Below are 22,901 nucleotides of genomic sequence, written 5' to 3'. Positions count from 1 at the left end.
ATGTGCTATAATTAAATTATGGTACAAAAAATCGGGAAAATAGTGATTATTATAACGGCAATCTGTTTGATTGTTCCTTTTAATTTTTCTTTAATTCATACTGCAAAAGCCGAAAACACCCCTGCCAATGGACTTGTACAAGAAATTTCTAACTTAGATAGAGAAATAGACGCAAAAAAGAAGGAGATTGAAGCTTTACAAAAAAAATCAGAAAGCTATAAAAGACAAATTGAAGAAGCCCAACGTAAATCCGTTAGTCTTTCAACTGAACTCGCTATTCTATCTAATAAAATAGCTAAAATTAAAATAGACATTGAAGCTACGGAAAAAAAGATAGAAACAATAACTTTGGAAATAAGAAATCTAGAAACGCAAATTCAGGAAAAAGAAAATCAAATTACCTTAAATAAAGATAGGATATCCGAATTCCTGCGATTGATTTACAAGAATGACCAAAAAGGTTATCTTGAAGTACTCGCGACCAACCAATATTTTTCCGAAGTCTTTAATCAGATGAAATATGTTGAAAATCTGCAGGCTGATTTGCAAAAATCCTTAAATCAAATTCAGGAATTAAAGACATCATTGGAAGAGCAAAAGAAACAATTGGAGAATAAAAAAAATGAGGCAGAAAATTCAAAAAATGAAATGGTAAAGATGCAAAGTTCGCTTGAAGAACAAATAATGAATAAGGAGGTATTGCTTGATAGAACAGCCGCTTCCGAAAAACAGTTTCAAAATTGGCTATTACAATCAAAATACGAAGAAGAACAAATAAACTCAGAAATTACTTCACTCGAAAAATCAATCCGGCAACGATTGGAAGAAAGCGATAAATCTTTTTCTAATGGACAATCCGGCTCAGTTATTCTTTCCTGGCCAGTTGATCCGAGTAGGGGAATCACTGCGACCTTTCACGATTCAGATTATCCTTATCGATATATTTTTGAACATTCCGGAATTGATATTCGTGCTTATCAGGGCACGCAAATTAAGGCTGCTGCCCCAGGTTACGTTGGCAAGGTCAAAAATGGGGGACAAAAGGGATATAGTTATATTATGTTAATCCACGCTAACGGAATTTCTACTGTTTACGGACATGTTTCAAAAATTAGTGTTCAGGAAGACACATATGTGATCAGGGGGCAGGTTATTGGCCTTTCCGGCGGTATGCCTGGCACGCCGGGAGCTGGACCTTTTACCACGGGACCACATTTACATTTTGAAACGCGTCTTGACGGCATTCCGGTTAATCCGCTAGATTATCTTCCGTAAAAAAAATAAATATTTTAAAACCACGCCAATTGGGCGTGGTTTTTTGTTGTCGTAAAACTGATCTTTAATTGACAGGGAGGTGGTAGTTTATAATATGGTATGCGTCGCACAATGCACCTTATACGACGCTGTGATAGCTTTATCCGAGAATATCTTGTAGCTACTACTTGAAATAAACCCTATCTTCAAACCTTAAATCAACATATTCTAATCTTTTTCTTTCTTCTACATTCCTTTCTCCCATAAATGCATTAAGTTTTAAAATCTGCGCGTTTAAATCGTTTTTAAGCGAAAAGTAGGATACCCAACCCTCGCCAGTTAAAATTTTTATTGTAGACTCATTGTGATTATCCATTACAAAATTTACAATATTAAGCCCTGTGGCGCGCGGCAAATTGTTTTGTAGGTCAGTTATAGTATGAACTACCCCGGCTGTTAAAATTTTACTTTTAGTTGCCACTGAATCATTGCTGCCATCAAAAACTCGCGCCATTTTTGCCCCTCCCTGATTTCCCAGGTACTCTGATACCTCCGGATCCGTAATTTCGCGAATTATTGCGCCGTCCCAATCAACTAAATAAAATTTCTCCGCCGTTTTCCAAATCATAGCTGGTTTTTTTTCTTCGAAGGATATCTTGATAATTCCAGGTAAACTTTTATCCACTTTTAAAAATTTGAGCGAATATTTATCATCTAACGTTTCCTGAAGTAATTTTTCGTCAAAAATAAAAATATTATCTTGACTAAAAATAAAAAATCTCCGGCCTTGAACCTGGTTATCAACTACTGCACGCGCCTCATCATAATTAATTTTTTCCAAACCAAATATTTCAACTTCTTTTATGCTAAAATACGGCGAGAAAAAAATAAAATAGACTAAACCAAAAAATAAAATAAAAAATAAAAATGCAAACAGCTTTGTGCGCCAGCTACGCCGCCGGCCAAAGTGCTTGCGGAAACCGCCTCCCCTTTTGGCCCCACCAAAAAAAGGGTTCCGGTAACTCTTTTTATGATAATCTTTTATCCTCCCCATATTCTATAAATTATACTATGTGTCGCAAAATATTAGGATTAATTCTTGTCACAACTTCATAATTAATTGTTCCAATTTTGCCCGCTAAATCTTCCGTGGTTATTTCCTCTCTCCCCTGCCGGCCGAGTAAAACTACTTCATCTTCCAACTCAATTTTTTCTAAATCAGTCGCGTCAACAATAATCATATTCATGCAAACTCTTCCCAAAACTTTGCAACGTTTGCCGCGAATTAAAGCATTCCCCACACTTCCGAGTTTGCGATCGTAGCCGTCGTAATAGCCGATCGGCAAAATGGCAATTTTTGAATCACGGCCCGTGCGTTCACTCAAACCATAACCAATTGGCGTACCAGAGGGCAAATTTTTTATTTGCGCAACAATTGTTTTCCAAGTTAAGGCCGGCTTTAAATCCAATTCTAAATTTTTGGTTTTTGCCACGGCCTTTGTTTCTTTTGAAGACCAAAACCCATACATACTAATGCCAAGCCGCACCATTTCAAAATGAGTTTCCGGAAATAAAATCGTGGCAGCAGAACACGCTGTATGCCGGAGCGGCGTCACACCTTCTTTTTTTAAAATTTCCGCCATGCGAGTAAAAGCTGACAGCTGTTCCATGGCAAAACTTGAATCAGTCGTGTCTTCAATATTGGCGTAATGGGTGGAAAGTCCTTGAATTTCAATTGAAGGATATTGTTTTACAAATTTTACAAAATCTAAAATTTCATTTTCCAAAACGCCTTGTCTTGAGGTTCCGGTTTCAATTTTGATGTGAATTTTTGGATTTAAATTTGGATTATGGATTGGAATTTTACCAAGCCTTTCAATTGTCTCTCTATTGTAAACCGTTAAACTTACACTATTTTTTACTGCCTCTTTCAGGTCGGCCAACTCGGTATAACCCAAAACTAAAATTGGCTTTTTAATGGCGGCCTGCCGCAATTTCAATGCTTCAGAGATTGAATCTACGCCGAACCAATTAACTTTATCGGAAATAATGCCAGCCACTTCAGTTAAGCCATGGCCGTAAGCATTGGCTTTTACCACACCCATTATTTTTACGCTATCGCCAACCAATTTTTTAAATTGGGACAAATTATAATTCAGAGCCTCTCGGCTAATTTCAATCCATGTTTTCATAGATAATTATTTTTTCTTGATAACTTTCACTCCGCAATATTTCTGCAAAACTTTTGGAATTTTTATGCTGCCGTCTTTTTGCTGATAATTTTCCAAAATGGCAATCAAAATTCTTGGCGATGCAATAACCGTATTATTCAGGGCGTATGCAAATTCAGTTTTCCCTTCTTTAGTTTTATATTTTATATTCAGCCTTCTCGTCTGCCAGTCGGTCAGGTTTGAGTCAGAATGTGTTTCACCGTAAAAATTCCTTGAAGTCATGGACGGCATATAAGTTTCCAAATCATACATCTTGTATTTTCCCGTCCCCATATCGCCAGTGGAAAGTTGAATCACGCGATACGGCAATTTCAAATCCTGCAAAATCTCTTCTGCAATGCCTCGCAATTTTTCTAGCCACTCAAGCGATTCTTCCAAATTATTTTTACATAAAATTACCTGCTCAACTTTCATAAATTCATGAATTCGGTAAAGGCCTTTTGTATCCTTGCCATAACTGCCGATTTCCGAACGATAGCAGGGAGAAAATCCACAAACTTTCACTGGCAAATCTTTTTCTTCAAAAACTTTGTCAGAAAAATACGCGAGAAGCCCCGGCTCGGAAGTACCCGCCAAAAAAATTTCCTCCTTTGTACTGCCGTCGGCCAAGCGTCCTGGATTTCCAATCTGATAAATTTCATCCTTTCCTTCTGGAAAATGGCCGCTACCCAAAAGCGCGAATTCCCGAAGCAGTGTCGGGGTTAATATCAACTCGAAACCCTTTTTCCGCATTTTATTAATAGCGTGCCATAAAAGGGCAAAATGAAGCAATACGGCCTCATTTTTAAGGTAATAGCCGCGATAACCCGAGGTTTTAGCGCCAGCCTCAAGATCGATTAAATTAAGCTCTTTACCAAGCGTAATATGGTCTTTCGGGGTAAAATCAAATTTTGTCGGTTTACCCCAGCGCGTTACTTCGCGGTTTGCAGTATTGTCCGGTCCGACCGGCGTGTCCGCAGAATAAATATTTGGCACAAGAAGCATTAAGTCGTGATATTCTTTTTCCACCGCGACCAACTCCTCATCCATTTTTTTAATTTTTCCACTCAATTCTTTCAAGGCCGCAATCTCTTCTGGGCTAGGTTTTGTTTTTGATCGTTTGTTTAAATCCGCTTTTAATTTTTCTACTTCAGAAATTAAATTACACCGTTTTTCGTCAACCGCGAGTAATTTATCAATATCAACTTTGCTATTTTTATTTTTTGCTACTTCTTTCATTAATTCTTTCTTTTCTCGGATAAATTTTATATCCATCATAAATTTTATTTATTCAAAATTTTAGAAGATTTATATTTTTTTGGTTTATAAGATTTTAACCTGAAAATTTTCGCGTCCACTCCCCTCCTCCGCAACTCTTCTCTAAAATTTTTTGGCGCTACCTGATCGTAGCCGAGACAAATTATTTCCGGTTTATATTTTAAAATTATTTTATACCAATCAATTTTATCGCCAAGCACTGCCACATTAACAAGTTTTATAGCATCTACCATTTCTTGCCGCGCCTGCTCGTCTAATTTTGGCGAAAAACCCTTCACTTTTTTAACCGTTAGATCGCGCGCCACGACAACAGTTAATTTATCGCCGCGCTTTTTTGCCTCGCGAAAAAAATAAAGATGGCCGGGATGCAAAACTGCAAAAGTGCCAAAGACCATTACTTTTTTTTTCGGCTTGGCCATAATTACTTCTTCAATTTAGCTTGTAATTTATCTTTTGAATTTTCTATAACTGTGAGAATTGCAAGATAACTTTCCTCCACCCGCTTGGGAAATTTCTGATTTATAATTATACTCCGTAAAATTTTTATTGCTGCAGCATGGTCAAGCCCGCTTCTTTTTATAAAAGCTTGAAATTTATCAACAATAGTTAAAACTTCGTAAGTTTCAATTATTTCAATTGTTCTGGCTTCTTCGGGAATTTGTTCTAAATTAATCCCCGCTGGATTTTTCCCGTCTAAAATATGATGCGACGCGGCCATCACGGCCAACCGATCATCAATTTTTTCACCCTCTAAATCTTTCAAGATATCATAAGTCCAATCAGCATGCCGACGCCAGAAATCAATCATTTTTTCACTTGAAATATCTATGCCCAAACTATTTAGATATTTTGCAATCTTACGTTGCGCTCCATCCTCCAAATCAGAATCGCGAAGAGCGCGAAGAATAGTTTCTTCTGCCACATTTTTTCCAGCCGCCACGATTCGTTCATAATGAGTTGGATCAAAAAGAGTAACAATCAATTTTTGTTCTTCAGAGGTCGCCTCCTTGGGTCCGGATTTTCCGACATCGTGTAAAAGTGTAGCCAAAATCATCTTTTCTTTCTCCAATTTAAAAGGTAGCTGTTTGTCCAACTCTTCCCAAATTTCTTCAATTATTTCCACCATCTGCACGGCGTCCTCAAAGTGTTTTGACTCTGGACCATGGAGTTGCTTTAATCTATCAAATAATTCTGGATATCGCCGAATATCTAAACCAACTCGTTCAAATTGGCTTATAACAAAATGCTCCCTTGCCGCGATTTCTTTTAATATTTCTTCTTCGATCATAAATTATTTTCCGGGTTTCAGAGTCGGAAATAAAATTACTTCTTTAATATTATGTGAATTTGTAAGCAGTGCGGTCAGGCGGTCAATTCCCATACCAAGTCCCGCGGTCGGTGGCATACCGTGCTCCAAGGCGGTAATAAAATCTTCGTCAATCCGCATGGCCTCTTCGTCTCCGGCTATGCGCATTTGCTGCTGAGCGACAAATCTTTTTCGCTGATCTTGCGGATCATTTAATTCTGAAAATGCATTAACCAATTCCATCCCGCCAACAAGCAACTGAAATCTTTCCACGTAGCGCGAATCTTCGGGAACTTTTTTGGCGAGCGGCGAAAGTTCAATTGGATGATTGATAACAAAAATAGGATTTACGATTTTCGGCCGGACAACTTTTTTAAAAATTTCATCCATTATTTTTCCTCGATCGTCTGAGGGTAAAACTTCTAAATTATTAAAGGCTGGCCAATCCGAAACTACTTTGGCCATAGTGTCACGGTCGGGGTACTTTTCAATGTCAAAATCACTAAATTTTTTTATAATATCCCGGAAAGTAATTCGCTCGTAGGGCGGCGTGAAATCAATCGTATTTTTTTCATAAACCGTTTTCATTTCTCCGCCGTTTGTTTTTTTCATTAGGTAAACAAAAAACTTTTCCATCATTTTCATCAGGTCATTATAGTCGGCGTAAGCGCGGTAAAGCTCGACTTGGGTAAATTCGGGATTGTGCGACCAGTCGATGCCTTCATTTCGGAAACACCGCGCTATTTCGTAAACTCCTTCAAATCCGCCGACGATGAGCCGCTTCAGATAAAGCTCCGGGGCAATACGCAAATAAAAATCTGAATCCAGGGCATTGTGGTGCGTAATAAATGGCCTGGCTGTGGCTCCGCCGGGAATCGGCTGTAATATCGGCGTTTCCACTTCCATAAAGCCGTCCTTTTCTAAAAAATCTCGAATTGCCTTGACGATCAAACTTCTCTTTTTAAAAATTTCCCGAACGCTGGGGTTGGCAATCAAATCCAAATACCGTTGGCGATAACGAATTTCCACATCAGAAAGTCCATGCCATTTTTCAGGGCTAGGCGCCAAAGTTTTCGTCAAAAGTTTCAGCGCTTCCACTTCCAAAGTTTTTTCTCCAGTTTTTGTAGTAAAAAGCGTGCCCTTAACCCGAACAAAATCACCTAAATCAATTAATTCTTTAAAAAATTTATACTGCTTGGCGCCAAAATGATCCTCCCGGAAAAATAGCTGGATTGTTCCGCTTTCGTCTTCCAAATTGGCAAAAGCTGATCCGCCGTGTAACCGAACACTTTTCAACCGGCCAGCTAGCGAAATCGTCTTTTTCCCAACACTAAATTTATCAAAATTTTCCAAAACTTGGCGCACCAAATGGCTCCGCTTGGCGGCCGAAGGATAGGGATTAACTTTTTGCGCCCTAATTTCTTTTAATTTTTCTAATCTGGCTAGCCGTTCGTCGGTTGATTTTTCCATATTTTAAAGTAATTTTAAACAATTTATTGTATTAATTTTATCTTAATTTTAGAATAATGTCAAAAAGGGAACTCTTGACAACACCTAGATACTATTCTAACATTAGAGACTTCACCTTTCGGGTAACCGCGAAAGGTGAGGGGGAGGAATGTAAGGTGGCGAGGAGGAAACCAGGAAAAACGACATTAGAATTTAACGATGTTGACTGGCAAATGCTTCAGGCTCTAAGGGAAGCACTTCACACACCGACCACCAGCGAAACAATCAGAAACCTGATTAGGCTAGTCGATGGTATTGTCAGCTATCAAAAGCAGGGCTACCGACTCCAGTTGACCAAGCAAGGCAAAGAAACCATCGTAATCTTCATGCCTACACAACCACCGCCTACTCCTTCGGGATAATGGAGAAGGAATAACGAAAAAACCGGCGATTCCATGGAATGGAAACGCCGGCGTTTTTTTGTTACATTTTTCTATTTATTTACCTGATTTCCAAAATCGTATATGTAACCGTCCCTTTTGGTATCTGAATTTGAACCTTATCCCCAATTTTCCGACCCAAAAATGACCTACCAAGTGGTGATTCATTAGAAATTTTTCCGGCCACTGGATCTGCCTCGGCCACCCCAACAATTTCATATTCCGTTTCCGTGCCGTCGCTTTTCACTTTTACTTTTGATCCTACGCGGACCAAATCAACTTTTCCCGAACCGTTTATAATTTCCGCGCGGGCAACCATGTCTTGAAGTTCAAGAATTCTACCCTCAGTAAACGCCTGCTCGTCTTTCGCCGCCGCGTACTCGGCGTTCTCGGACAAATCGCCAAGTTCTTTTGCTCTTTCAATGCGCTCAATGATTTCTTTCCTTTTCACGTTCACTAAATCGTCTAATTCCTGCTTAAATTTTTCCAAACCTTCTTTTGACACGTAAACTTTTTGATCCTGCATAGATAAACCTTTTTAAAAGTTATACACAATATGCTGTTAAGTATAATAGAGTTTAAAAATCTTAGCAACAGACCGCGGCAAATCATTTCGTAAAATACCACATCATAAATTCCCGGGCAATATCAAGCGCAACTCTGCTCCCCTCTTCCCCTTCCTCGACAAGCACGGTAACGGAAATTTCCGGATTATTGAAAGGGGCAAAAGCTGTAAACCAGGCATGCGGAGATTTTGTCGTGCTCCATTGCGCCGTACCCGTTTTGCCGGCAGAAGTCACGGGCAAATCAAGCATTTTTTTCGCACTGCCGGAAGTAACCGTTTGTCTCATTCCCCCGCGAACTATCTCAATATTTTCTTTACTGATAAAATTTTCCCTAATCAAATAATTTTCCGCAGGAACTTTCTCTGTTTCAATTGCCTCCAGAAAATGCGGGCGATAAAGCGCGCCGCCATTCGCGAAAACAGTTGTAGAGGCGGCGATCTGGAGTGGTGTAACCAAAAGGTCGCCCTGACCGATAGCTAAATGATATGTATCGCCAATATACCACTGCTCTCCTTTTGTTTTTTCTTTCCATTCTTCGCTTGGCAAAAATCCTTCCGATTCATTCGGCAAATCTATTCCCAAACTTTCCCCAAAACCGAAAAGTTTGGCGTATTCCACAATTCTCGCCACGCCCAATCCTTCAAACTTGTCGTAACCGCCGCCGATAATATAGAAGAAAGTATTAACCGAATCGGCAATAGCTTTTGTAACATTTGTCAGGCCATGTCCGCCGCCCAACCAATCCGGAAAAAACCAACTGCTAATCCGAAGTCCGCCCGTGCTTAAAAATGATGTGTTTTTATTAATAATCCCCTCTTCTAACGCCGCTGCAGCGATAACCGGTTTTATTGTTGAGCCGGACGGATACTCGCCCATAACTGCGCGGTTAAGAAATGGATGATTTGGATTATTAATAAGCGCCTCATAATCTTTTGAAGAAATACCTTTGGCAAAAAGATTGTTATCAAAGGCTGGCAAACTTACCATTGATAATATTTTTCCGTTTTGGGGATCGATCACTATCGCCGCAGCCCGAGATTTTTTTGTGGCGGCGAGATGTTTTTCTATTATTTCCTCCATCTTTTTCTGCACTTCAATGTCAAGAGTTAACGTAATATTTTTACCGCGCACCGGATCTTCCTTGGCGATCACGCTTTTTTCTTTTCCCAAAGCGTCAACTTCCACTTGTCTTTTGCCATTTTGGCCACGAAGTAAATTTTCATAAAATAATTCCAACCCGGTTTTCCCTATAAAATCAGTTGAATTGTAATCATCGTATTTCTCAAGGTCATCCTGATTAACCTTGCCAACATAACCTAAAATATGAGACAAACTTTCTGTGGCAAAATTTTCTCCATTTAAATATTCGCGGCGACTTTCTAATTTCAAATCAATGCCCGACAGAAATGAACTTTCTATTTTAAGACGGATGGCTTCTTCATACTCAATATTTTCTCGAAGCATTATCGGTGAATACGAATATGAAGATGCTCCCCCTAATTTTTCTTCTATCTCTTTCGGCTGAATTTTTATCACGTTTGCTAAATTTTCTATGGCACCAGTTCTCGCCTCATTATCTTTCGGAAAATCTGTTGGAATTAAATAAAGCGAAAAGGTAGGCACGTTTTTTACAAGCACTGTTGAGTTGCAATCATAAATAATTCCTCGTTCAGCAGCCGTGTAAATTGTTCTAATGCGATTACCTTCCGCTATTTGCCTGTAATGCGCACCTCTAACAATCTGGAGATACGCGGTTCTGCCAAATAAAATCCCAAGAATTCCAAAAATAAAAATTAAAAAAACGGCTAGTCTCTTTTGATTCAGAGCTAACCCCAAAAATTCTTTTCTAATTCCTCGCCCATTCCCGCTTTTATCCGCTTCTATTTCAACCGAACTACCAACCTCGAAACTTTCTTCAACCCAATCTAAATTTCTATCCTCATTCAAACGAAAATCTCTCTCGGGAATTTCGTGGATGGCGAAGGGATCGTTAGATCGTAAATTATTTTTTTTAAAAATATTCATTATTTTTTACCCCGCGTCAAGAAAAACCGATTTTAACTTTTTACTTAAAAAATTAAATAATAAAAATAAAATAGCTAAAAATAAAACTCCAAAAACTACTTGCCAACCGAGCCCAAAAATGTTTTCTCGACTAAAAAACTTCTCAAGATTATCCGCCGCCCCAAAAATAAAAAATAAAAAATTAAAAATTAATAACGACAAAATATAAATTCCGTTACCTATAAGCCCTATTATAATTAGAGAATACAATGAACGATTGGTAAAAAAATTTCTAAAAAGAAAATTTATGATTATCGCGTTCAAAATTAATATTGCCGCCATTGTTCCAAAACCAGAAAAAGAAAAAATGTCAAGAATTAAACCTGAAAAAAGGGCAAACCAAAGGGCTTGACGAAAGTTAAAAATTACTGCGATAAAAATTAAAACCGAGAGAACAAAATTAAAATAATTAAACGGCCAAGGCAGGGCAGCAATAAAACTGGCTTGAAACAAAACTAATAAACTTATCGCCGCAGCTTTACCAATAATTTTTAATAAATGCCTAAAACGTTCAAATTTTTTCATAATTTATTCTTTGGAGGGGAGAAGAACCATAACCGCGTCCAAATTTTCATAAACCGCGAGCGGACTAATTGTCGCTTCTCCAAAAATATCCCTTGATTCTCTTTTAGCCTCGGCTATCCGGCCGATTACCAAACCCTTCGGCATATTAAGTTCCAAGCCGGAAGTTACCACAATATCATCGCGAGAAATTTCTTCTTCCTGAGGGATAAACTCCATTTTAATGCCCAACCCCTTCTCCCCATGCACCAGACCGCTTGTGCTGTTTTTGGTTTCGCCTAAAATCGCGGCGGCTGTTTGAAAATTAGTATCGGTTGGGATCAGCATTATGGAAAGTTTGTCTTCAACTTTTAAAATTTTTCCAACCAATATTCCTTCCGGAGAAACAACTGGCAAATTAACGAGAACGCCGTCCTTTGACCCTTTATTTAAAATAAAATAATTAGAAAAATTTGGATCGCGACCGATAACATTTGCCATTAAGGAATCGTATGGTTTCTCTTTTTGAAAATTTAAAGATGACCTAAGCTCTTCATTTTCTCTTTGGAGCGTCAACAATTCCGCTTTTTCGGCGATTAATTGATCTCTCTCCGCTAATAATTTTTCATAATCGGTGGCAGATATCTCCGGCTTAAAAAATGACTGAATTTTTTGGCCAAAATTATAAAATCCCCCGCCCACCGGACTTAAAATTCTAATGGCAAAATTTTCCACGGGAAAAATAATTCCGCTATAATGGAAAATCATCATAAGAAAAAAAACTAGCAATATTATTAGAACTGGCTTTGAAACATTAAGGCGCATAAATAAACTTAAAATCCAAATTTTTTATTTTGGATTTTAACATTTGGATTTTTTAATAACCAATCTATCTTCTCTTTTCTTCTTCTTGAGTTGATGGAACAGCAATTTCTTTAAGTAACGGAATATTTTCCAAAAGCAATCCGGTTCCTCGAACGGTCGCGGTCAAGGGGTCATCGGCAACTCTAACGGGAATTTCTGTGGCCTTTGTTATTGCTTGATCAATTCCTCGAAGCAACGCTCCCCCGCCCGTTAAAACCATTCCTCTTTCAAAAATATCTGCCAAAAGTTCTGGCGGCGTTACTTCAAGAGTCGCTTTAACCCCATCAATAATTTGTTTTACGGAACGACCAAGCGCCTCGCGAATTTGAACATCATTTACTGTCACTGATTTCGGAAGACCGGTTAGGAGATCTCTGCCACGCATTTCCATTGTGAGAGGCTCTTTAATTTCTGAAGCCGAGCCGATTTTTATTTTTATATCTTCCGCGATTTTTTCTCCCAAAAGTAAGTTGAAAACGTCGCGGGCGTACTGAATAATACTTTTATTCATCTCTTCTCCGGCCACGCGCAAAGTTTTCCAGGTGACAACTCCTGAAAGCGCGATGACGGCAATTTCCGTAGTCCCTTCCCCTATATCAATAATTATATTGCCAACCGCATCAGAAATGGGCAGCCTCGCTCCGATCGCCGCCGCCATTGCTTTTTCAATCAAAAAGACTTCGCGGGCGCCGGCCGATAACGCCGCGTCTTCCACGGCTTTTCTTTCAACTTCAGTAATGTCAAGGGGAATTCCGATAGCAACCCTGGGTCTTGGTAAAATTGTAAAACCTTCCTGGTGAACTTTATCAATAAAATATTTCAACATTTTTTCCGTCACTTCAAAATCTGAAATAATACCGTCAACTATCGGCCGGGAAGCGATAATATGCGGCGGAGTTTTTCCAAGCATTTTTTTGGCATCTTCACCGATCGCCAAAATCTGTCCGGTTTTATTATTTATAGCAACAACCGAGGGTTCGTTGATTACAATACCCTTGTCTTTTACAAATACTTTTGTATTGGCTGTGCCAAGATCAATTCCCAGATCTCTTGAAAATCGACCCAGTAAATTATTAAACATATTTTATTTTTTCAAAAATTTTTCAACTTTATTTAATTTCACTAATTCCACCTCCTGCTCACTTCTTTTCTTAACTTCCACGCTGCTTTTATCCAATGTTTTTTCACTGATTACAAGGCGAAACGGAATGCCAAACAAATCACTTTCTGCTAATTTAACGCCCGAACTGGCCTCTTCTCGGTCATCATATAATACTTCAAAACAGGCTTTTTGTAAAGATTCCAAAAGCTTTTCTGATTCATTTTTGATTTTCTTATTTTTCCCTTCATCTTTGCCAAAAAGCGCGACTAGATGCACATCAAACGGCGCGGCTTCAGGCGGCCAAATAATTCCTTTTTCGTCATGACTCACTTCCGCAATCGCTCCCATCACACGGCTCGGCCCGATTCCATAGCAACCCATCACGGCCAATTTTTTCTTTCCCTCTTTATCTAAAAAATTTAAATCAAAAGCTTCAGAAAATTTTGTTTTTAATTTAAAAATATTTCCCACCTCAATCGCTTTTCCCTCCAATATTTTTCCGCCGCACTTTGGGCATTTATCGCCAGCTTTATATTCGGCAATTTCCTTGTTTTGCGCATAGCGGCATTTTTCACAATAAAAAATTACATCTTCTCCGCTTTCCGTCAAAACTTGAAACTCGTGCGAATATTTTGAAAAAGTTCCGCCCGACGCCTCAACAACAATCGCATCCAAGCCCAACCGACGAAAAATTTCTAGATACGCCTCTTTGGCTTTTTCATAATAAGCATCCAAATCTGCTTCATCCGCGTGAAAACTATAAAGATCTTTCATGGAAAATTCCCGCCCGCGCAAAAGTCCGGATTTCGCCCGAGGCTCATCGCGGAATTTATCCTGAATCTGATAAACGGTAACGGGCAAATCTTTATATGAATTCACTATTTTTTTAACAAGCGGTGTTACAATTTCTTCGTGAGTTGAACCAAGCGCGTATTCTTTCCCGCCAGAACCTTCCAATTTAAATAAAACATCAATCGTGTCCCAACGTCCAGTAGTTATCCAATTTTCTTTTGGCGTTAAGGCCGGCATCAAAATTTCCTGGCCGCCGATAGCGTTTATTTCTTCGCGAATGACTTTTTTAATCTTATTCAAAACCCGCAGACCAAAAGGTAAATAGGTATAAACTCCAGCCATTAATTTATCAACAAAACCCGCGCGCACTAACAGTTGCGCGTTAACGCTTTTTTCTTCTTCTGAAATTTCTTTTGTTGCTTTGTAAAAAAGTTTAGATTGTAACATTTTTATAAAAATCTTATTGATTAATTATCTTTTTTTCTCATAAGATATAAAGAAAAATTCCATGATAATCAAAGCTAAAACTAAAAAAACTATATTCCACCATGTTAAAATCCTCTGACTTTTTAAAATCAACCCGCCGATCGTCAAAAAGCCAAGCAAGGTCGCCTGCCTGAAAGAAGTTGTCACTATTTTAAAAACTAAATCTTCTTTGCCAAATTTCATCCGTAAAATTAATCCTAAAACTGACATAGTTCCAACTACGGACAGAAATAAACTTAAATAAAAAAAGACAAAACCCAGGATGCCAGCCGTTGTCGGATCAACAGAGTAAAGAACAAACCCCCAAATTATCCAACAAAAAATGGCGCTGATTGTCATTAAAATCAAATATTGCCTTAGGGTCATAAAGCCTTAAATCTGCCTCGTTAAATTCTAGTAAAAGTATAGCAAATTAAGAATAAACCAGCAAACCTCATTTACCCTTGACAAATCCCGTAATATAATATAAAGTAAACAGCTGCGAAGCGTGGCTTGTATGGCTGGGCGATTCTGCTTTTAGCCAACGCCAATTTCGCCTCGCACCTTCCATCGTAAAGGAGGTGTACGATGAAGCGGTTCTTTCTCGGAATCTGGGCTGGGATCACGACTTTCTTCGCCTGGCTCGTCTCTTCGCTTGCCGTCTGTATCCGCGCCTTGCGCGACAGAAGGGGCAACAAGAAGCGACACACGGCAACCTGCGTCGCTCCGTACACGAGGGCGGTTGATGATATCGAATTCCTCGAACCTGAGCCGACGCATGAGACCTGGCTCCAAGAAACGGAATACCTAGCGCTCTACGTCTTCGAGCGCCATTACAGCCTCGTTTTGGTTTTGACAAGCACCCAAGACGAGAGTATCTTCCGCGACTTGCGGGTGGTCGTTTTTCCACAAGGCCAGAACCTCGGGATCGAGTGTGTCACGGACGGACTGAAGAAAGTCAGGATCTTCGGCCAGAAGTACATCCTGCCGCTTTCTCCGGTTTCCGAGTTCGATGAGCACTCCTACGCCAAGAGAATCGTCTGGAAAGACAATCGCGCGCAGAACGTCGCGCGCGTCACCCTTTGGCTTGGAGACAAGTCAAGGGGCTTCCTTCCCGGAGACAACGCTTCCATCTTCTTCCCGGAAAAGGAGGCGGCAGCGTAATTACCCAACAAGGAGGACAGAAACAAAGAGACCCCGGTCGTACCAGGGTCTCTCTTTTTAATTTTTTGAGTTTAAGCAGCTTTTGCAAAAAATTCTTCTTCCAGTTCATCAATTCTCCTTTCCCTTTCTGCTACCCCCATTTCCCAGAGATCTGATCTCTTTTTTCCGCTTTTAAACCATTCACTTTCTGCAGCAGTAAAGGGTATTTCTTCTTCTGTGATCCCCTGCTCTTTAAGGGTATGAAGATCGCTAGCTAAAGCTAAATTATCAATAGCTAACCTTTTGGCAGAGACTTCAAGTTCCCTTAACTCTGCCTGGATCCTATCAACTGCCGTGAGGGCATCTAAAATTTCTACACCGCTCCCACCTTTCAAAGTTGCTTCAGCTTCTTTAAGTTCAGCTGAACGCTTTTCAATTTTTTCTTCAATGGCCCTAACAGCTTCCGCATTTTCAGTTCTTTGCTCTGCCATTTTAAGAGCCTCACCCTTCAAACCAGCCTCAATTCCTTCGGTTTGCTCTAACACTCTTATCTTTCTTAAGTCCGCTTCAAGAGGAGCGGCTTGCACTCTAAACTCTTCCATTTTTAAAATAGCAGCTAATGTTTCCTCTGGACTTTCGGCTTTTCTTATCTTCTCCACTGCTTTTTCTGATTCACCTCTTAATTGATCAAGTTTCGCTTCTAGATCAGCTCTCTCGCCAGATTCCATCTCAGGAGGAGCAAATCTCATTGTTTCTCCCATAAATTTATTTAAGTCACATTTTGGTTTGAAAATCGTCTAGGCGAAGACCAAACCGGCGTGACAATTAATGTTAATTTTAGTTTAAAAAATACCTTTTGGTACTTTATGTACCTTAATAAATCTTAACATATTTTTTTCTTTTTGTCAACCCCATACGAAGTTTCGGTAAATTCGAAAACTCGAAGGAGCAACGATTATCGGGGGACTAAGTATTGTTAAAAAATCCAACAACCTCTACTTCGTATGGAGCGGACCCCTCACATCTTAAATTTTAAATCAGCCACTACTTCCCTGCCGAGCCGTCGATTCAATTCTTTCATAATTTTTCCACGCTTTAAATAAATCTCTTGTGTTACAACCGACGACAGACAACCGACAGTTAAAATTTTTCCGCGTAAATACATCGCTCTCGCCCGCCGCCCCACTCCCGGCCCAAAAATCTCTACCAAAATTTGGTTGAATTTTTCAATTGCCTGAGCGGCCAAAACTTGGTGAGAAATACCGGATTGGCGGATATTTTTTTCTAGGATGTTTTTTAATGGAGTGAACATAAAAATATATTTCCAAATCCAAATGTCAAAATCCAAATTTCAAATCAATGACTAAAGTTCAAATGACTAAAAATTGTTTTGGGTTTTGGATTTTGGATTTGATTTGACATTTGAGCTTTGGGTTTTGGTCTTCAAATTATCCGGTGTTCGCAAATATCTTTAAAATCACAATTTTTACAAGTGAATAAACTTGGCTTGGGAGAAAACTCGCTCTTTTTTATTTCTTGAATTGTCTCCACGATTTTTTCCTTAATTTCCTGGACTTCCTTATCTGTGCCAAGAAAAGACATCTTTTCATTAGCTTCCAAATAATAATAACTGAGCATTATTGGTTTTTCGCCAAGCACTTCGGATGCCGCCGCCTGATAGATTAGGAGCTGGTCTTTATCTAAAAATTTTTCATCTTTCGGCACGCTGCCGGTTTTATAATCAATAATTTCCACACCACCCGGGACAACGTCCACTCTATCTATTGCTCCGCGCACTGTATAATCCCCAATTTTTAGATTAAAACCATTTTCCAGATATTTTGTTTTGGGCCAATTGCCTTCGTGTTTTTTATAAAATTCACGAAGCATACTTCTCCCACGTTTTTTATACTCTTCTTCGTGGCTTTTGCTTTCGTACCAATCATTAATCCAGGTTTCTTCATAAATTTTTAAAAGTTCCTCAACCGATGGCGCCGTTCCCATCGCTATACTTTGCCCAAAAAGGTCGGCCTGTTTATTATTTTCTTTTTTTGAGATCTGATCAAAAAATTTCTGCAAAGTGCTGTGCATGGTTTTCCCAAAACTGAAATTAAATTTTCCCCGCGTCGGCACGACTAAAACATGAGCGAATTTATATTGTAATGGGCAGGTTTCAAACGCCTTGAGTTGAGTAAAACTAAATTTACTTGGCAACCATAATTTTTTTATACCTTTTTCACTCGGCGCAGCCGCTGCTTCCTCATCAAAATAAACCTGGCCGGTCGGAGAAATCACTTCTGGTGTAATAAACCCGAGTTCAACCAAAAAGCGTGATAATTTCTTTTTTCTCTGTCCGCCATAATCCAAAGCTGAAGTTAAAAATAATCCATCGCGCGCCCGGGTCATTGCCACATAAAAAAGCCTGCGCTCTTCTTCAAGATGAATGTCGCCTTGCGGCAAAATTTCTTTAACGAGCGCGGTTGGCATTTCAATCGGTTCTTTTCGGTCGGTTGAGGGAAAACGCAAATCTACTAAATTCACAATAAAAACATATTTAAATTCCAAACCTTTTGCGCCATGCACCGTCAAGATTTTCACCGTGTCCGGTCCTTCATCAAAACTTCCCGCAAGCGATCCTTCTTCTCCGGATTCAAGAGCCATATCAAGCTCAGCCATAAAATTTTTAATTGACTTATCGGGATTTGCTCTTTCAAATTCTTCTATCTTTTTTAAAAAATTATTAATATAGCCGATGTCTTCCGCCGCATGCGAATCCCCTTTCTCAGCGCGTTTTGTCAAATTAGTAAGATATTGAAAATCTTCTAAAAATTTAAAAACAACTTTACTCACTCCCCACTCGCGAGCAATTGCTGTGTGCCGCTCAATAAATCCTAAAATTTTATTAATTTTTCTAAGACCATCACCAGAGACGCCGACCGCCGCCGCGTGTTTCATCGCTTCGTAGAGCGACCAGTTCTTTTTCTTCACTGAAAAATTCATAGCGAGAAGATCGTCATAAACTAAATCTACAAACGGCATATTTAAAACGCGGTATAGAGCTGTTGACTCATGATAATTGTCCAAAGTTTTGAGATATGCAATAATGTCCAAAATTACTGGCTTGGAATAAAGCCCGCTCGAAGCTAAAAAATGATATGGAATGCCGTACTGATCCAGAACGCCCATGAACATTTCCGCCTGATTATTTGCGCGGACCAAAATCGCAAAGTCCTGATAGCTAATTGCCGTGTCAATTTTTTTCAATTCCAAAATTTTCTCGGCCACGGTCCGTGCTTCTTGGTCGGCGGTTTTACAATGCAAGTGCTCAACAATTCCCTCACCATCTCTTTTTGCCGAAAGTTTTTTTACAATTCCTAATTTCGCTTCCAGCCGGTTTGGGTCGTTTTGCTTTATGAATTTATATGCCAAATCCAAAATATTTTGTTTAGTGCGATAATTATCCGTGATAATAATTTCGCGGCATTCCGAAAAATCATTTTTAAACTGCATGATGTTGGAAATCGACGCGCCACGAAATTTATATATTGATTGATCGTCGTCGCCGACAACCGTTAAATTATTCTTGGGCAGAGCGAGCATTTTTATAAGCTCATACTGCGCCCAGTTTGTGTCCTGAAACTCATCAACCAAAATATACTTAAACTTTTGCCGGTATTTTTCTAAAATCGCCGGCCGGGTACGAAAAAGTTTTAAAGTATAATTTATCAAATCGCCAAAATCCAGGGCGTTATTTTCTAAAAGTAATTGATCGTAAGTGTGGTACGCACTCGCCACTTCAAGCAGCCGATCTTTATCTTCAATAATCGTGCTGTCTTTGTTTAATTTTAAATTCTCCGCGTAATCCAGATATGTTTCCGGCCAAATTTCTTCATCCTTCGCTCGGCTGAAATGTTTCAGGAGCGAATGAATAAATTTTGTCGGATTACCGAGCGGCCGATAATAATCCAAATTAAATCTCTCTAAATTTTGCCGGACAAGCAACCACTGCTCAGTTTGATTTAAAAGTTTAAAATCCCCAGGCAAACCAATATCAATCGCGTGTTCTTTCAAAATTCGCTCGCAAAAAGAGTGAAATGTGGAAATCCAAAGATCAACATAACCGTATGGCAAAAGTTGGTCGGCGCGCTCTTCCATTTCCCCGGCCGCTTTTTCCGTAAAAGTCAGAGCCAAAATTTCGTCCGGCTTGATTTTTTTTTCTAAAATCAAAAAAGCCAGCCGCCTTGTGATGACTGTTGTCTTTCCCGTCCCCGCGCCAGCCACAATCAAAAGCGGACCAGTATCATGCGCCACGGCCTCTCTCTGCGCTTGATTTAAATCCTTTAATAAGTCGTCCATAAATTGCTTTTTTGCCTGATTTTTGCTAAAATTCTTTAAGAAATCATAACATAAAAATCGCAATTAAGCCAAAAATATGAACGAATTGGAAAAAGGATCTATGCCGATTAAGGAATTCGGGCGGGACGAAATTAGAGCGGGAGACCTTGTGATGTTTGACGGAAAAATTTACCGCGCGGTTTCACGCGACAGTGGATATACTATTAGACAATATTATTCTCATTCAACTCCAGAAAAGGGGCCGGGGCCGGGTTGGGATTATAAAGCGGAGGTTCTGGAAAAATATGGAGCTAATGAACCGTCCCAACTGCCCGACGATCCTTACCACATCATTGAATTTGAACCCGCCGATGTAGAAAAATAAAAAATGAAAATAAACATAAAAAATCTCAGGAGTGCATTTCGGGCAACCTGGAGCGCGGAAACTTCCTGGACCAAGAAGTTTGATCCCAAAAATCCCGCCACTGGTCAATGCCGAGTAACCGCCGCAGTGGCACACACGTTCCTCGGCGGAAAAATACTTTACGCCGTTATCAAAAAACTGCCGTTTGTTTCCCATTTTTGGAACCGTCTGCCAAACGGAAAAGAAATTGATTTTACCCGCGACCAATTTCCTGAAAACGTCATCATTCCGAAAGGAACCGTAGTGTCAATCAAAGAGGTCTTATCCGCGCCACAAATCAAAAAAACCTATCCCCTGCTGCTCGCTAAAGTTAAATCATTTCTTAAAAATAAATAATATGGCTAATCCGGAAATGGGCGGACCCACGCCCGAAACGCAAGAAAAAGAAATTAAAGTCGAGGGACTTGCCGATTTTGATATGGAATATTTTAAAAATCTCGAAGGCAAGGATGGCTGGATCGCGCTTGGCCAGGAAAATTGCAAAAACCAGAAGTATCACACTGTTATTGGCGAAGGCGGAGAAAAACTTGGCATTGTCGGCGTTTATGATACCGAGGATGAACAGAATATCACCCATATTGTCATTGACCAAAAATACCGCGGCAAAGGACTGGTACCCAAATTTTACGAGGCACTGATGGGCAAAGAAGATCTGAACACATTGATAGCCACAATCGATAGGAAAAACCGACCGTCAATTGTTTCTCACGAACGCGCCGGTTTTAAAAAAGTAAGCGACGAAGCGTACGAAAACGAATTTGATAAATTTAAATACAAATACGAAAAACCCCAAAATGAATAAATTTTTATCACTTTATTCCGTAATAATCAGTATTGCCGCCCTTGGCGCCGGATGCGGACAGGCGCCAACAGAACCACCATCCCGAGAAAGTAAAATCCCAACCGACGCGGTAAAAATTACGCCGGCGACAGATGTTTCGCCGCCAAAATCACTTTCTGCTGAATACGGAAATCCAGTTCCTCTGCCTGCGCCAGTTAATACTGCTGGCGGCGAGGACTCCCCTTTTATTTTACCAGACGGCCAAACACTTTATTTTTTCTTTACGCCTGATGTCAAAATTCCTGTTGAAAAACAAATTACTGATAATGTGACGGGAATTTATGTCACGAAAAAATCTGGCGACGAATGGCTTAATCCCGAACGCGTACTTTTATCCAAACCTGGCAGCGCCGGTAGCGACGGCTGCGAATTTGTGCAAAACGATATAATGTATTTTTGTTCTGTGCGCGAGGGGTACGACGGCATCAATTGGTTTACCGCGGAATTTAAAAATGATAAATGGCAAAATTGGAAACTCGCGAATTTTCCAGAAGAATATAAAGTTGGTGAACTACATTTTACTTCTGATGGCAATGAAGTTTATTTTCATTCCGACCGCGCGGGCGGCGAAGGCGGGTTGGATATTTGGGTTTCAAAAAAGATTGATGGCGCCTGGCAGGAACCGAAAAATGTTAGCGCCGTGAATACCGAACGCGATGAGGGTTGGCCAGCTCTTTCTCCCAACGAAGATGAATTATGGATTTCTAAGGATTATGGGTTATGGCGATCAAAAAAAATTGATGGTGAGTGGACCAAACCTGTGCAAACGTTTTCACCGCTCGCCGGCGAAGCCACGATTGACGCCGCGGGAAATGTTTACTTTATTCATCATTATTATAAAAACGACCAAATGCTCGAAGCAGACATTTACGTCGCTAATAAAAGCAGCTATCGTTAAAAAACTAATCAAAATAAACTATGGTCAATTTAGGTATTTTTACTTTAATCTTAATCCTATTTTATCTCCTCGGCAAAGCGGCAGAACTGACCATTGATAGCATAAAAAAGATCGGAAAAAAACTTGGAATAAAAATTTTCTTTTTAGGTCTTTTACTCGGAGTTTTTACCTCACTGCCCGAGCTGGCGATTGGTATTAATACTCTTATAAACAATGTCCAGGAAATTTCTCTGGGAAATTTGTTGGGCGGTCTGATGGTTCTCTTCGGTCTTATTTTGGGCATCAGTTTAATTCTAAACCGAAAAATAGAAACTGACGGACGAGTAATAAATTTTTTGCCAATTTTAATTTACCTTATTCTGCCCGTACTTTTCGGTTTAGATGGAAAAATTGGTTTTATCGACGGAATAATCCTCGTTGCTGCTTATTTTTCTCTGCTTTATTATTTATATAAAAAACATAAAAATTCAAACCCAATACATTTTGAATTTATCAGAAATGGTAAAATTTTGAAGGATTTATTTCTTGTCCTCCTCGGACTTATTTTGATAATTGTATTTTCCAATCTTATCGTTCGCCTCACCGCGATTCTGTTGAATAATTTTGATATTCCTGGTTTTATTATTGGACTGGTTCTTTTTTCAATCGGTACTAATTTACCAGAAATTATCGTAACCATTCAATCATGGCGCAAAAACATAAAGGAACTATCTATCAGTAACTTGGTCGGATCGGCTATGGCAAATATTTTAATCATTGGTATTTTTTCAGTTATTAAAACTTTATCAACTGAAATAAATCTGGGTTACTATATGCTGCTCTTTTTCTTGTTTGTTCTTTTTCTTAGTCTGTTAGTTTTTTACAAAACGAAAAAGGAGTTTAGCCGCAGCGAAGGAATTTTCCTGCTTTGTATTTATTTTCTATTTTTATCAAGCCAGCTGATATTCCTTGTTTATTTGGCATCTTAAA

General features: G+C 39.4%; 24 protein-coding genes. 8 read left to right on the top strand and 16 right to left on the bottom strand.

Features of this window, described 5'->3' with window-relative positions; all coding sequences use genetic code 11:
- The first annotated feature begins 18 nt into the window (after positions 1–18).
- A complete protein-coding gene (locus WC445_01470; GenBank protein MFA5128617.1) occupies positions 19–1,275 on the top strand; it encodes a peptidoglycan DD-metalloendopeptidase family protein in 1,257 nt (418 codons plus the stop codon).
- 163 nt (positions 1,276–1,438) lie between these two features.
- Here the strand turns inward: WC445_01470 and WC445_01465 are convergent, their stop codons facing one another.
- Genes WC445_01465 through lysS form a run of 6 tightly spaced genes read right to left on the bottom strand, consistent with a single transcriptional unit; the run spans position 1,439 to position 7,518 of the window.
- On the bottom strand, positions 1,439–2,308 hold the full coding sequence (locus WC445_01465; protein ID MFA5128616.1) for a hypothetical protein: 870 nt from the start codon (positions 2,306–2,308) through the stop codon (positions 1,439–1,441).
- A gap of 10 nt (positions 2,309–2,318) precedes the next feature.
- Positions 2,319–3,446, bottom strand: a complete 1,128-nt coding sequence (gene alr / locus WC445_01460) for an alanine racemase (protein MFA5128615.1) — start codon at positions 3,444–3,446, stop codon at positions 2,319–2,321.
- A gap of 6 nt (positions 3,447–3,452) precedes the next feature.
- Positions 3,453–4,742 carry a serine--tRNA ligase gene (gene serS, locus WC445_01455; protein MFA5128614.1) on the bottom strand — a complete coding sequence of 430 codons (1,290 nt, stop codon included), beginning with the start codon at positions 4,740–4,742 and terminating at the stop codon, positions 3,453–3,455.
- 5 nt (positions 4,743–4,747) lie between these two features.
- Entirely contained in the window at positions 4,748–5,161 is a 414-nt protein-coding gene (locus tag WC445_01450; protein ID MFA5128613.1) for an adenylyltransferase/cytidyltransferase family protein, read from the bottom strand.
- A 2-nt stretch (positions 5,162–5,163) separates the two neighbouring features.
- Positions 5,164–6,030, bottom strand: coding sequence for an HD domain-containing protein (locus WC445_01445; GenBank protein MFA5128612.1), 867 nt, complete (start codon positions 6,028–6,030; stop codon positions 5,164–5,166).
- 3 nt (positions 6,031–6,033) lie between these two features.
- Entirely contained in the window at positions 6,034–7,518 is a 1,485-nt protein-coding gene (gene lysS / locus WC445_01440; protein ID MFA5128611.1) for a lysine--tRNA ligase, read from the bottom strand.
- 56 nt (positions 7,519–7,574) lie between these two features.
- Between lysS and WC445_01435 the strand changes: the two genes are divergently transcribed.
- Entirely contained in the window at positions 7,575–7,919 is a 345-nt protein-coding gene (locus WC445_01435) for a hypothetical protein (GenBank protein ID MFA5128610.1), read from the top strand.
- A 79-nt stretch (positions 7,920–7,998) separates the two neighbouring features.
- On the opposite strand, the gene greA is transcribed toward WC445_01435, so the two are convergent.
- The 7 genes from greA to WC445_01400 all read right to left on the bottom strand — a co-directional run bounded on the left by greA (position 7,999) and on the right by WC445_01400 (position 14,678).
- Positions 7,999–8,463: a transcription elongation factor GreA gene (greA, locus tag WC445_01430; GenBank protein MFA5128609.1), complete on the bottom strand. Its 465-nt coding sequence runs from the start codon at positions 8,461–8,463 to the stop codon at positions 7,999–8,001.
- An 82-nt stretch (positions 8,464–8,545) separates the two neighbouring features.
- The gene (mrdA, locus tag WC445_01425) at positions 8,546–10,528 is read right to left on the bottom strand and encodes a penicillin-binding protein 2 (protein ID MFA5128608.1); all 1,983 of its coding nucleotides are present in this window, start codon (positions 10,526–10,528) and stop codon (positions 8,546–8,548) included.
- A gap of 6 nt (positions 10,529–10,534) precedes the next feature.
- Positions 10,535–11,092 (bottom strand): rod shape-determining protein MreD, encoded by a 558-nt coding sequence (mreD, locus tag WC445_01420; GenBank protein MFA5128607.1) that lies wholly within the window; start codon positions 11,090–11,092, stop codon positions 10,535–10,537.
- Positions 11,093–11,095: 3 nt separating this feature from the next.
- Positions 11,096–11,839: a rod shape-determining protein MreC gene (mreC, locus tag WC445_01415; protein MFA5128606.1), complete on the bottom strand. Its 744-nt coding sequence runs from the start codon at positions 11,837–11,839 to the stop codon at positions 11,096–11,098.
- 118 nt (positions 11,840–11,957) lie between these two features.
- Positions 11,958–13,013 (bottom strand): rod shape-determining protein, encoded by a 1,056-nt coding sequence (locus WC445_01410; GenBank protein ID MFA5128605.1) that lies wholly within the window; start codon positions 13,011–13,013, stop codon positions 11,958–11,960.
- 3 nt (positions 13,014–13,016) lie between these two features.
- Complete coding sequence (locus WC445_01405) at positions 13,017–14,273, bottom strand: aminoacyl--tRNA ligase-related protein (GenBank protein ID MFA5128604.1); 1,257 nt, start codon at positions 14,271–14,273, stop codon at positions 13,017–13,019.
- Positions 14,274–14,297: 24 nt separating this feature from the next.
- Positions 14,298–14,678: a hypothetical protein gene (locus WC445_01400; protein ID MFA5128603.1), complete on the bottom strand. Its 381-nt coding sequence runs from the start codon at positions 14,676–14,678 to the stop codon at positions 14,298–14,300.
- A 201-nt stretch (positions 14,679–14,879) separates the two neighbouring features.
- Between WC445_01400 and WC445_01395 the strand changes: the two genes are divergently transcribed.
- On the top strand, positions 14,880–15,455 hold the full coding sequence (locus WC445_01395) for a hypothetical protein (protein ID MFA5128602.1): 576 nt from the start codon (positions 14,880–14,882) through the stop codon (positions 15,453–15,455).
- Positions 15,456–15,526: 71 nt separating this feature from the next.
- On the opposite strand, the gene WC445_01390 is transcribed toward WC445_01395, so the two are convergent.
- The 3 genes from WC445_01390 to WC445_01380 form a co-directional block, all read right to left on the bottom strand.
- Positions 15,527–16,195, bottom strand: coding sequence for a hypothetical protein (locus WC445_01390; protein ID MFA5128601.1), 669 nt, complete (start codon positions 16,193–16,195; stop codon positions 15,527–15,529).
- A gap of 257 nt (positions 16,196–16,452) precedes the next feature.
- The gene (locus WC445_01385) at positions 16,453–16,746 is read right to left on the bottom strand and encodes a DUF721 domain-containing protein (GenBank protein ID MFA5128600.1); all 294 of its coding nucleotides are present in this window, start codon (positions 16,744–16,746) and stop codon (positions 16,453–16,455) included.
- Between the two features lie 131 nt (positions 16,747–16,877).
- Positions 16,878–19,790, bottom strand: coding sequence for an ATP-dependent DNA helicase (locus WC445_01380; GenBank protein MFA5128599.1), 2,913 nt, complete (start codon positions 19,788–19,790; stop codon positions 16,878–16,880).
- 76 nt (positions 19,791–19,866) lie between these two features.
- Between WC445_01380 and WC445_01375 the strand changes: the two genes are divergently transcribed.
- Genes WC445_01375 through WC445_01355 form a run of 5 tightly spaced genes read left to right on the top strand, consistent with a single transcriptional unit; the run spans position 19,867 to position 22,900 of the window.
- Entirely contained in the window at positions 19,867–20,154 is a 288-nt protein-coding gene (locus WC445_01375; protein MFA5128598.1) for a hypothetical protein, read from the top strand.
- Between the two features lie 3 nt (positions 20,155–20,157).
- Positions 20,158–20,529, top strand: coding sequence for a hypothetical protein (locus WC445_01370; GenBank protein MFA5128597.1), 372 nt, complete (start codon positions 20,158–20,160; stop codon positions 20,527–20,529).
- A 1-nt stretch (position 20,530) separates the two neighbouring features.
- Positions 20,531–20,995 (top strand): GNAT family N-acetyltransferase, encoded by a 465-nt coding sequence (locus tag WC445_01365; GenBank protein MFA5128596.1) that lies wholly within the window; start codon positions 20,531–20,533, stop codon positions 20,993–20,995.
- Positions 20,988–21,932, top strand: coding sequence for a hypothetical protein (locus tag WC445_01360; GenBank protein ID MFA5128595.1), 945 nt, complete (start codon positions 20,988–20,990; stop codon positions 21,930–21,932). The genes WC445_01365 and WC445_01360 overlap by 8 nt, the downstream gene beginning before the upstream one ends.
- A gap of 20 nt (positions 21,933–21,952) precedes the next feature.
- Positions 21,953–22,900, top strand: coding sequence for a hypothetical protein (locus WC445_01355; protein MFA5128594.1), 948 nt, complete (start codon positions 21,953–21,955; stop codon positions 22,898–22,900).
- Position 22,901 lies beyond the last annotated feature (1 nt).

It is taken from the genome of Patescibacteria group bacterium (assembly GCA_041650995.1).
Lineage (GTDB): Bacteria > Patescibacteriota > Patescibacteriia > XYB2-FULL-38-15 > XYB2-FULL-38-15 > JAHIRI01.
The sequence above is the reverse complement of the archived record's forward strand: the minus strand, read 5'-3'. Positions and strand labels throughout refer to the sequence as shown.

What these genes read in the sequence shown, in the direction of transcription:
- WC445_01470 (MFA5128617.1), top strand. Translation starts at nt 19, where the DNA reads ATGGTACAAAAAATCGGGAAAATAGTGATTATTATAACGGCAATCTGT.
- WC445_01465 (MFA5128616.1), bottom strand. Translation starts at nt 2,308, where the DNA reads ATGGGGAGGATAAAAGATTATCATAAAAAGAGTTACCGGAACCCTTTT.
- alr (MFA5128615.1), bottom strand. Translation starts at nt 3,446, where the DNA reads ATGAAAACATGGATTGAAATTAGCCGAGAGGCTCTGAATTATAATTTG.
- serS (MFA5128614.1), bottom strand. Translation starts at nt 4,742, where the DNA reads ATGATGGATATAAAATTTATCCGAGAAAAGAAAGAATTAATGAAAGAA.
- WC445_01450 (MFA5128613.1), bottom strand. Translation starts at nt 5,161, where the DNA reads ATGGCCAAGCCGAAAAAAAAAGTAATGGTCTTTGGCACTTTTGCAGTT.
- WC445_01445 (MFA5128612.1), bottom strand. Translation starts at nt 6,030, where the DNA reads ATGATCGAAGAAGAAATATTAAAAGAAATCGCGGCAAGGGAGCATTTT.
- lysS (MFA5128611.1), bottom strand. Translation starts at nt 7,518, where the DNA reads ATGGAAAAATCAACCGACGAACGGCTAGCCAGATTAGAAAAATTAAAA.
- WC445_01435 (MFA5128610.1), top strand. Translation starts at nt 7,575, where the DNA reads ATGTCAAAAAGGGAACTCTTGACAACACCTAGATACTATTCTAACATT.
- greA (MFA5128609.1), bottom strand. Translation starts at nt 8,463, where the DNA reads ATGCAGGATCAAAAAGTTTACGTGTCAAAAGAAGGTTTGGAAAAATTT.
- mrdA (MFA5128608.1), bottom strand. Translation starts at nt 10,528, where the DNA reads ATGAATATTTTTAAAAAAAATAATTTACGATCTAACGATCCCTTCGCC.
- mreD (MFA5128607.1), bottom strand. Translation starts at nt 11,092, where the DNA reads ATGAAAAAATTTGAACGTTTTAGGCATTTATTAAAAATTATTGGTAAA.
- mreC (MFA5128606.1), bottom strand. Translation starts at nt 11,839, where the DNA reads ATGATGATTTTCCATTATAGCGGAATTATTTTTCCCGTGGAAAATTTT.
- WC445_01410 (MFA5128605.1), bottom strand. Translation starts at nt 13,013, where the DNA reads ATGTTTAATAATTTACTGGGTCGATTTTCAAGAGATCTGGGAATTGAT.
- WC445_01405 (MFA5128604.1), bottom strand. Translation starts at nt 14,273, where the DNA reads ATGTTACAATCTAAACTTTTTTACAAAGCAACAAAAGAAATTTCAGAA.
- WC445_01400 (MFA5128603.1), bottom strand. Translation starts at nt 14,678, where the DNA reads ATGACCCTAAGGCAATATTTGATTTTAATGACAATCAGCGCCATTTTT.
- WC445_01395 (MFA5128602.1), top strand. Translation starts at nt 14,880, where the DNA reads ATGAAGCGGTTCTTTCTCGGAATCTGGGCTGGGATCACGACTTTCTTC.
- WC445_01390 (MFA5128601.1), bottom strand. Translation starts at nt 16,195, where the DNA reads ATGGGAGAAACAATGAGATTTGCTCCTCCTGAGATGGAATCTGGCGAG.
- WC445_01385 (MFA5128600.1), bottom strand. Translation starts at nt 16,746, where the DNA reads ATGTTCACTCCATTAAAAAACATCCTAGAAAAAAATATCCGCCAATCC.
- WC445_01380 (MFA5128599.1), bottom strand. Translation starts at nt 19,790, where the DNA reads ATGGACGACTTATTAAAGGATTTAAATCAAGCGCAGAGAGAGGCCGTG.
- WC445_01375 (MFA5128598.1), top strand. Translation starts at nt 19,867, where the DNA reads ATGAACGAATTGGAAAAAGGATCTATGCCGATTAAGGAATTCGGGCGG.
- WC445_01370 (MFA5128597.1), top strand. Translation starts at nt 20,158, where the DNA reads ATGAAAATAAACATAAAAAATCTCAGGAGTGCATTTCGGGCAACCTGG.
- WC445_01365 (MFA5128596.1), top strand. Translation starts at nt 20,531, where the DNA reads ATGGCTAATCCGGAAATGGGCGGACCCACGCCCGAAACGCAAGAAAAA.
- WC445_01360 (MFA5128595.1), top strand. Translation starts at nt 20,988, where the DNA reads ATGAATAAATTTTTATCACTTTATTCCGTAATAATCAGTATTGCCGCC.
- WC445_01355 (MFA5128594.1), top strand. Translation starts at nt 21,953, where the DNA reads ATGGTCAATTTAGGTATTTTTACTTTAATCTTAATCCTATTTTATCTC.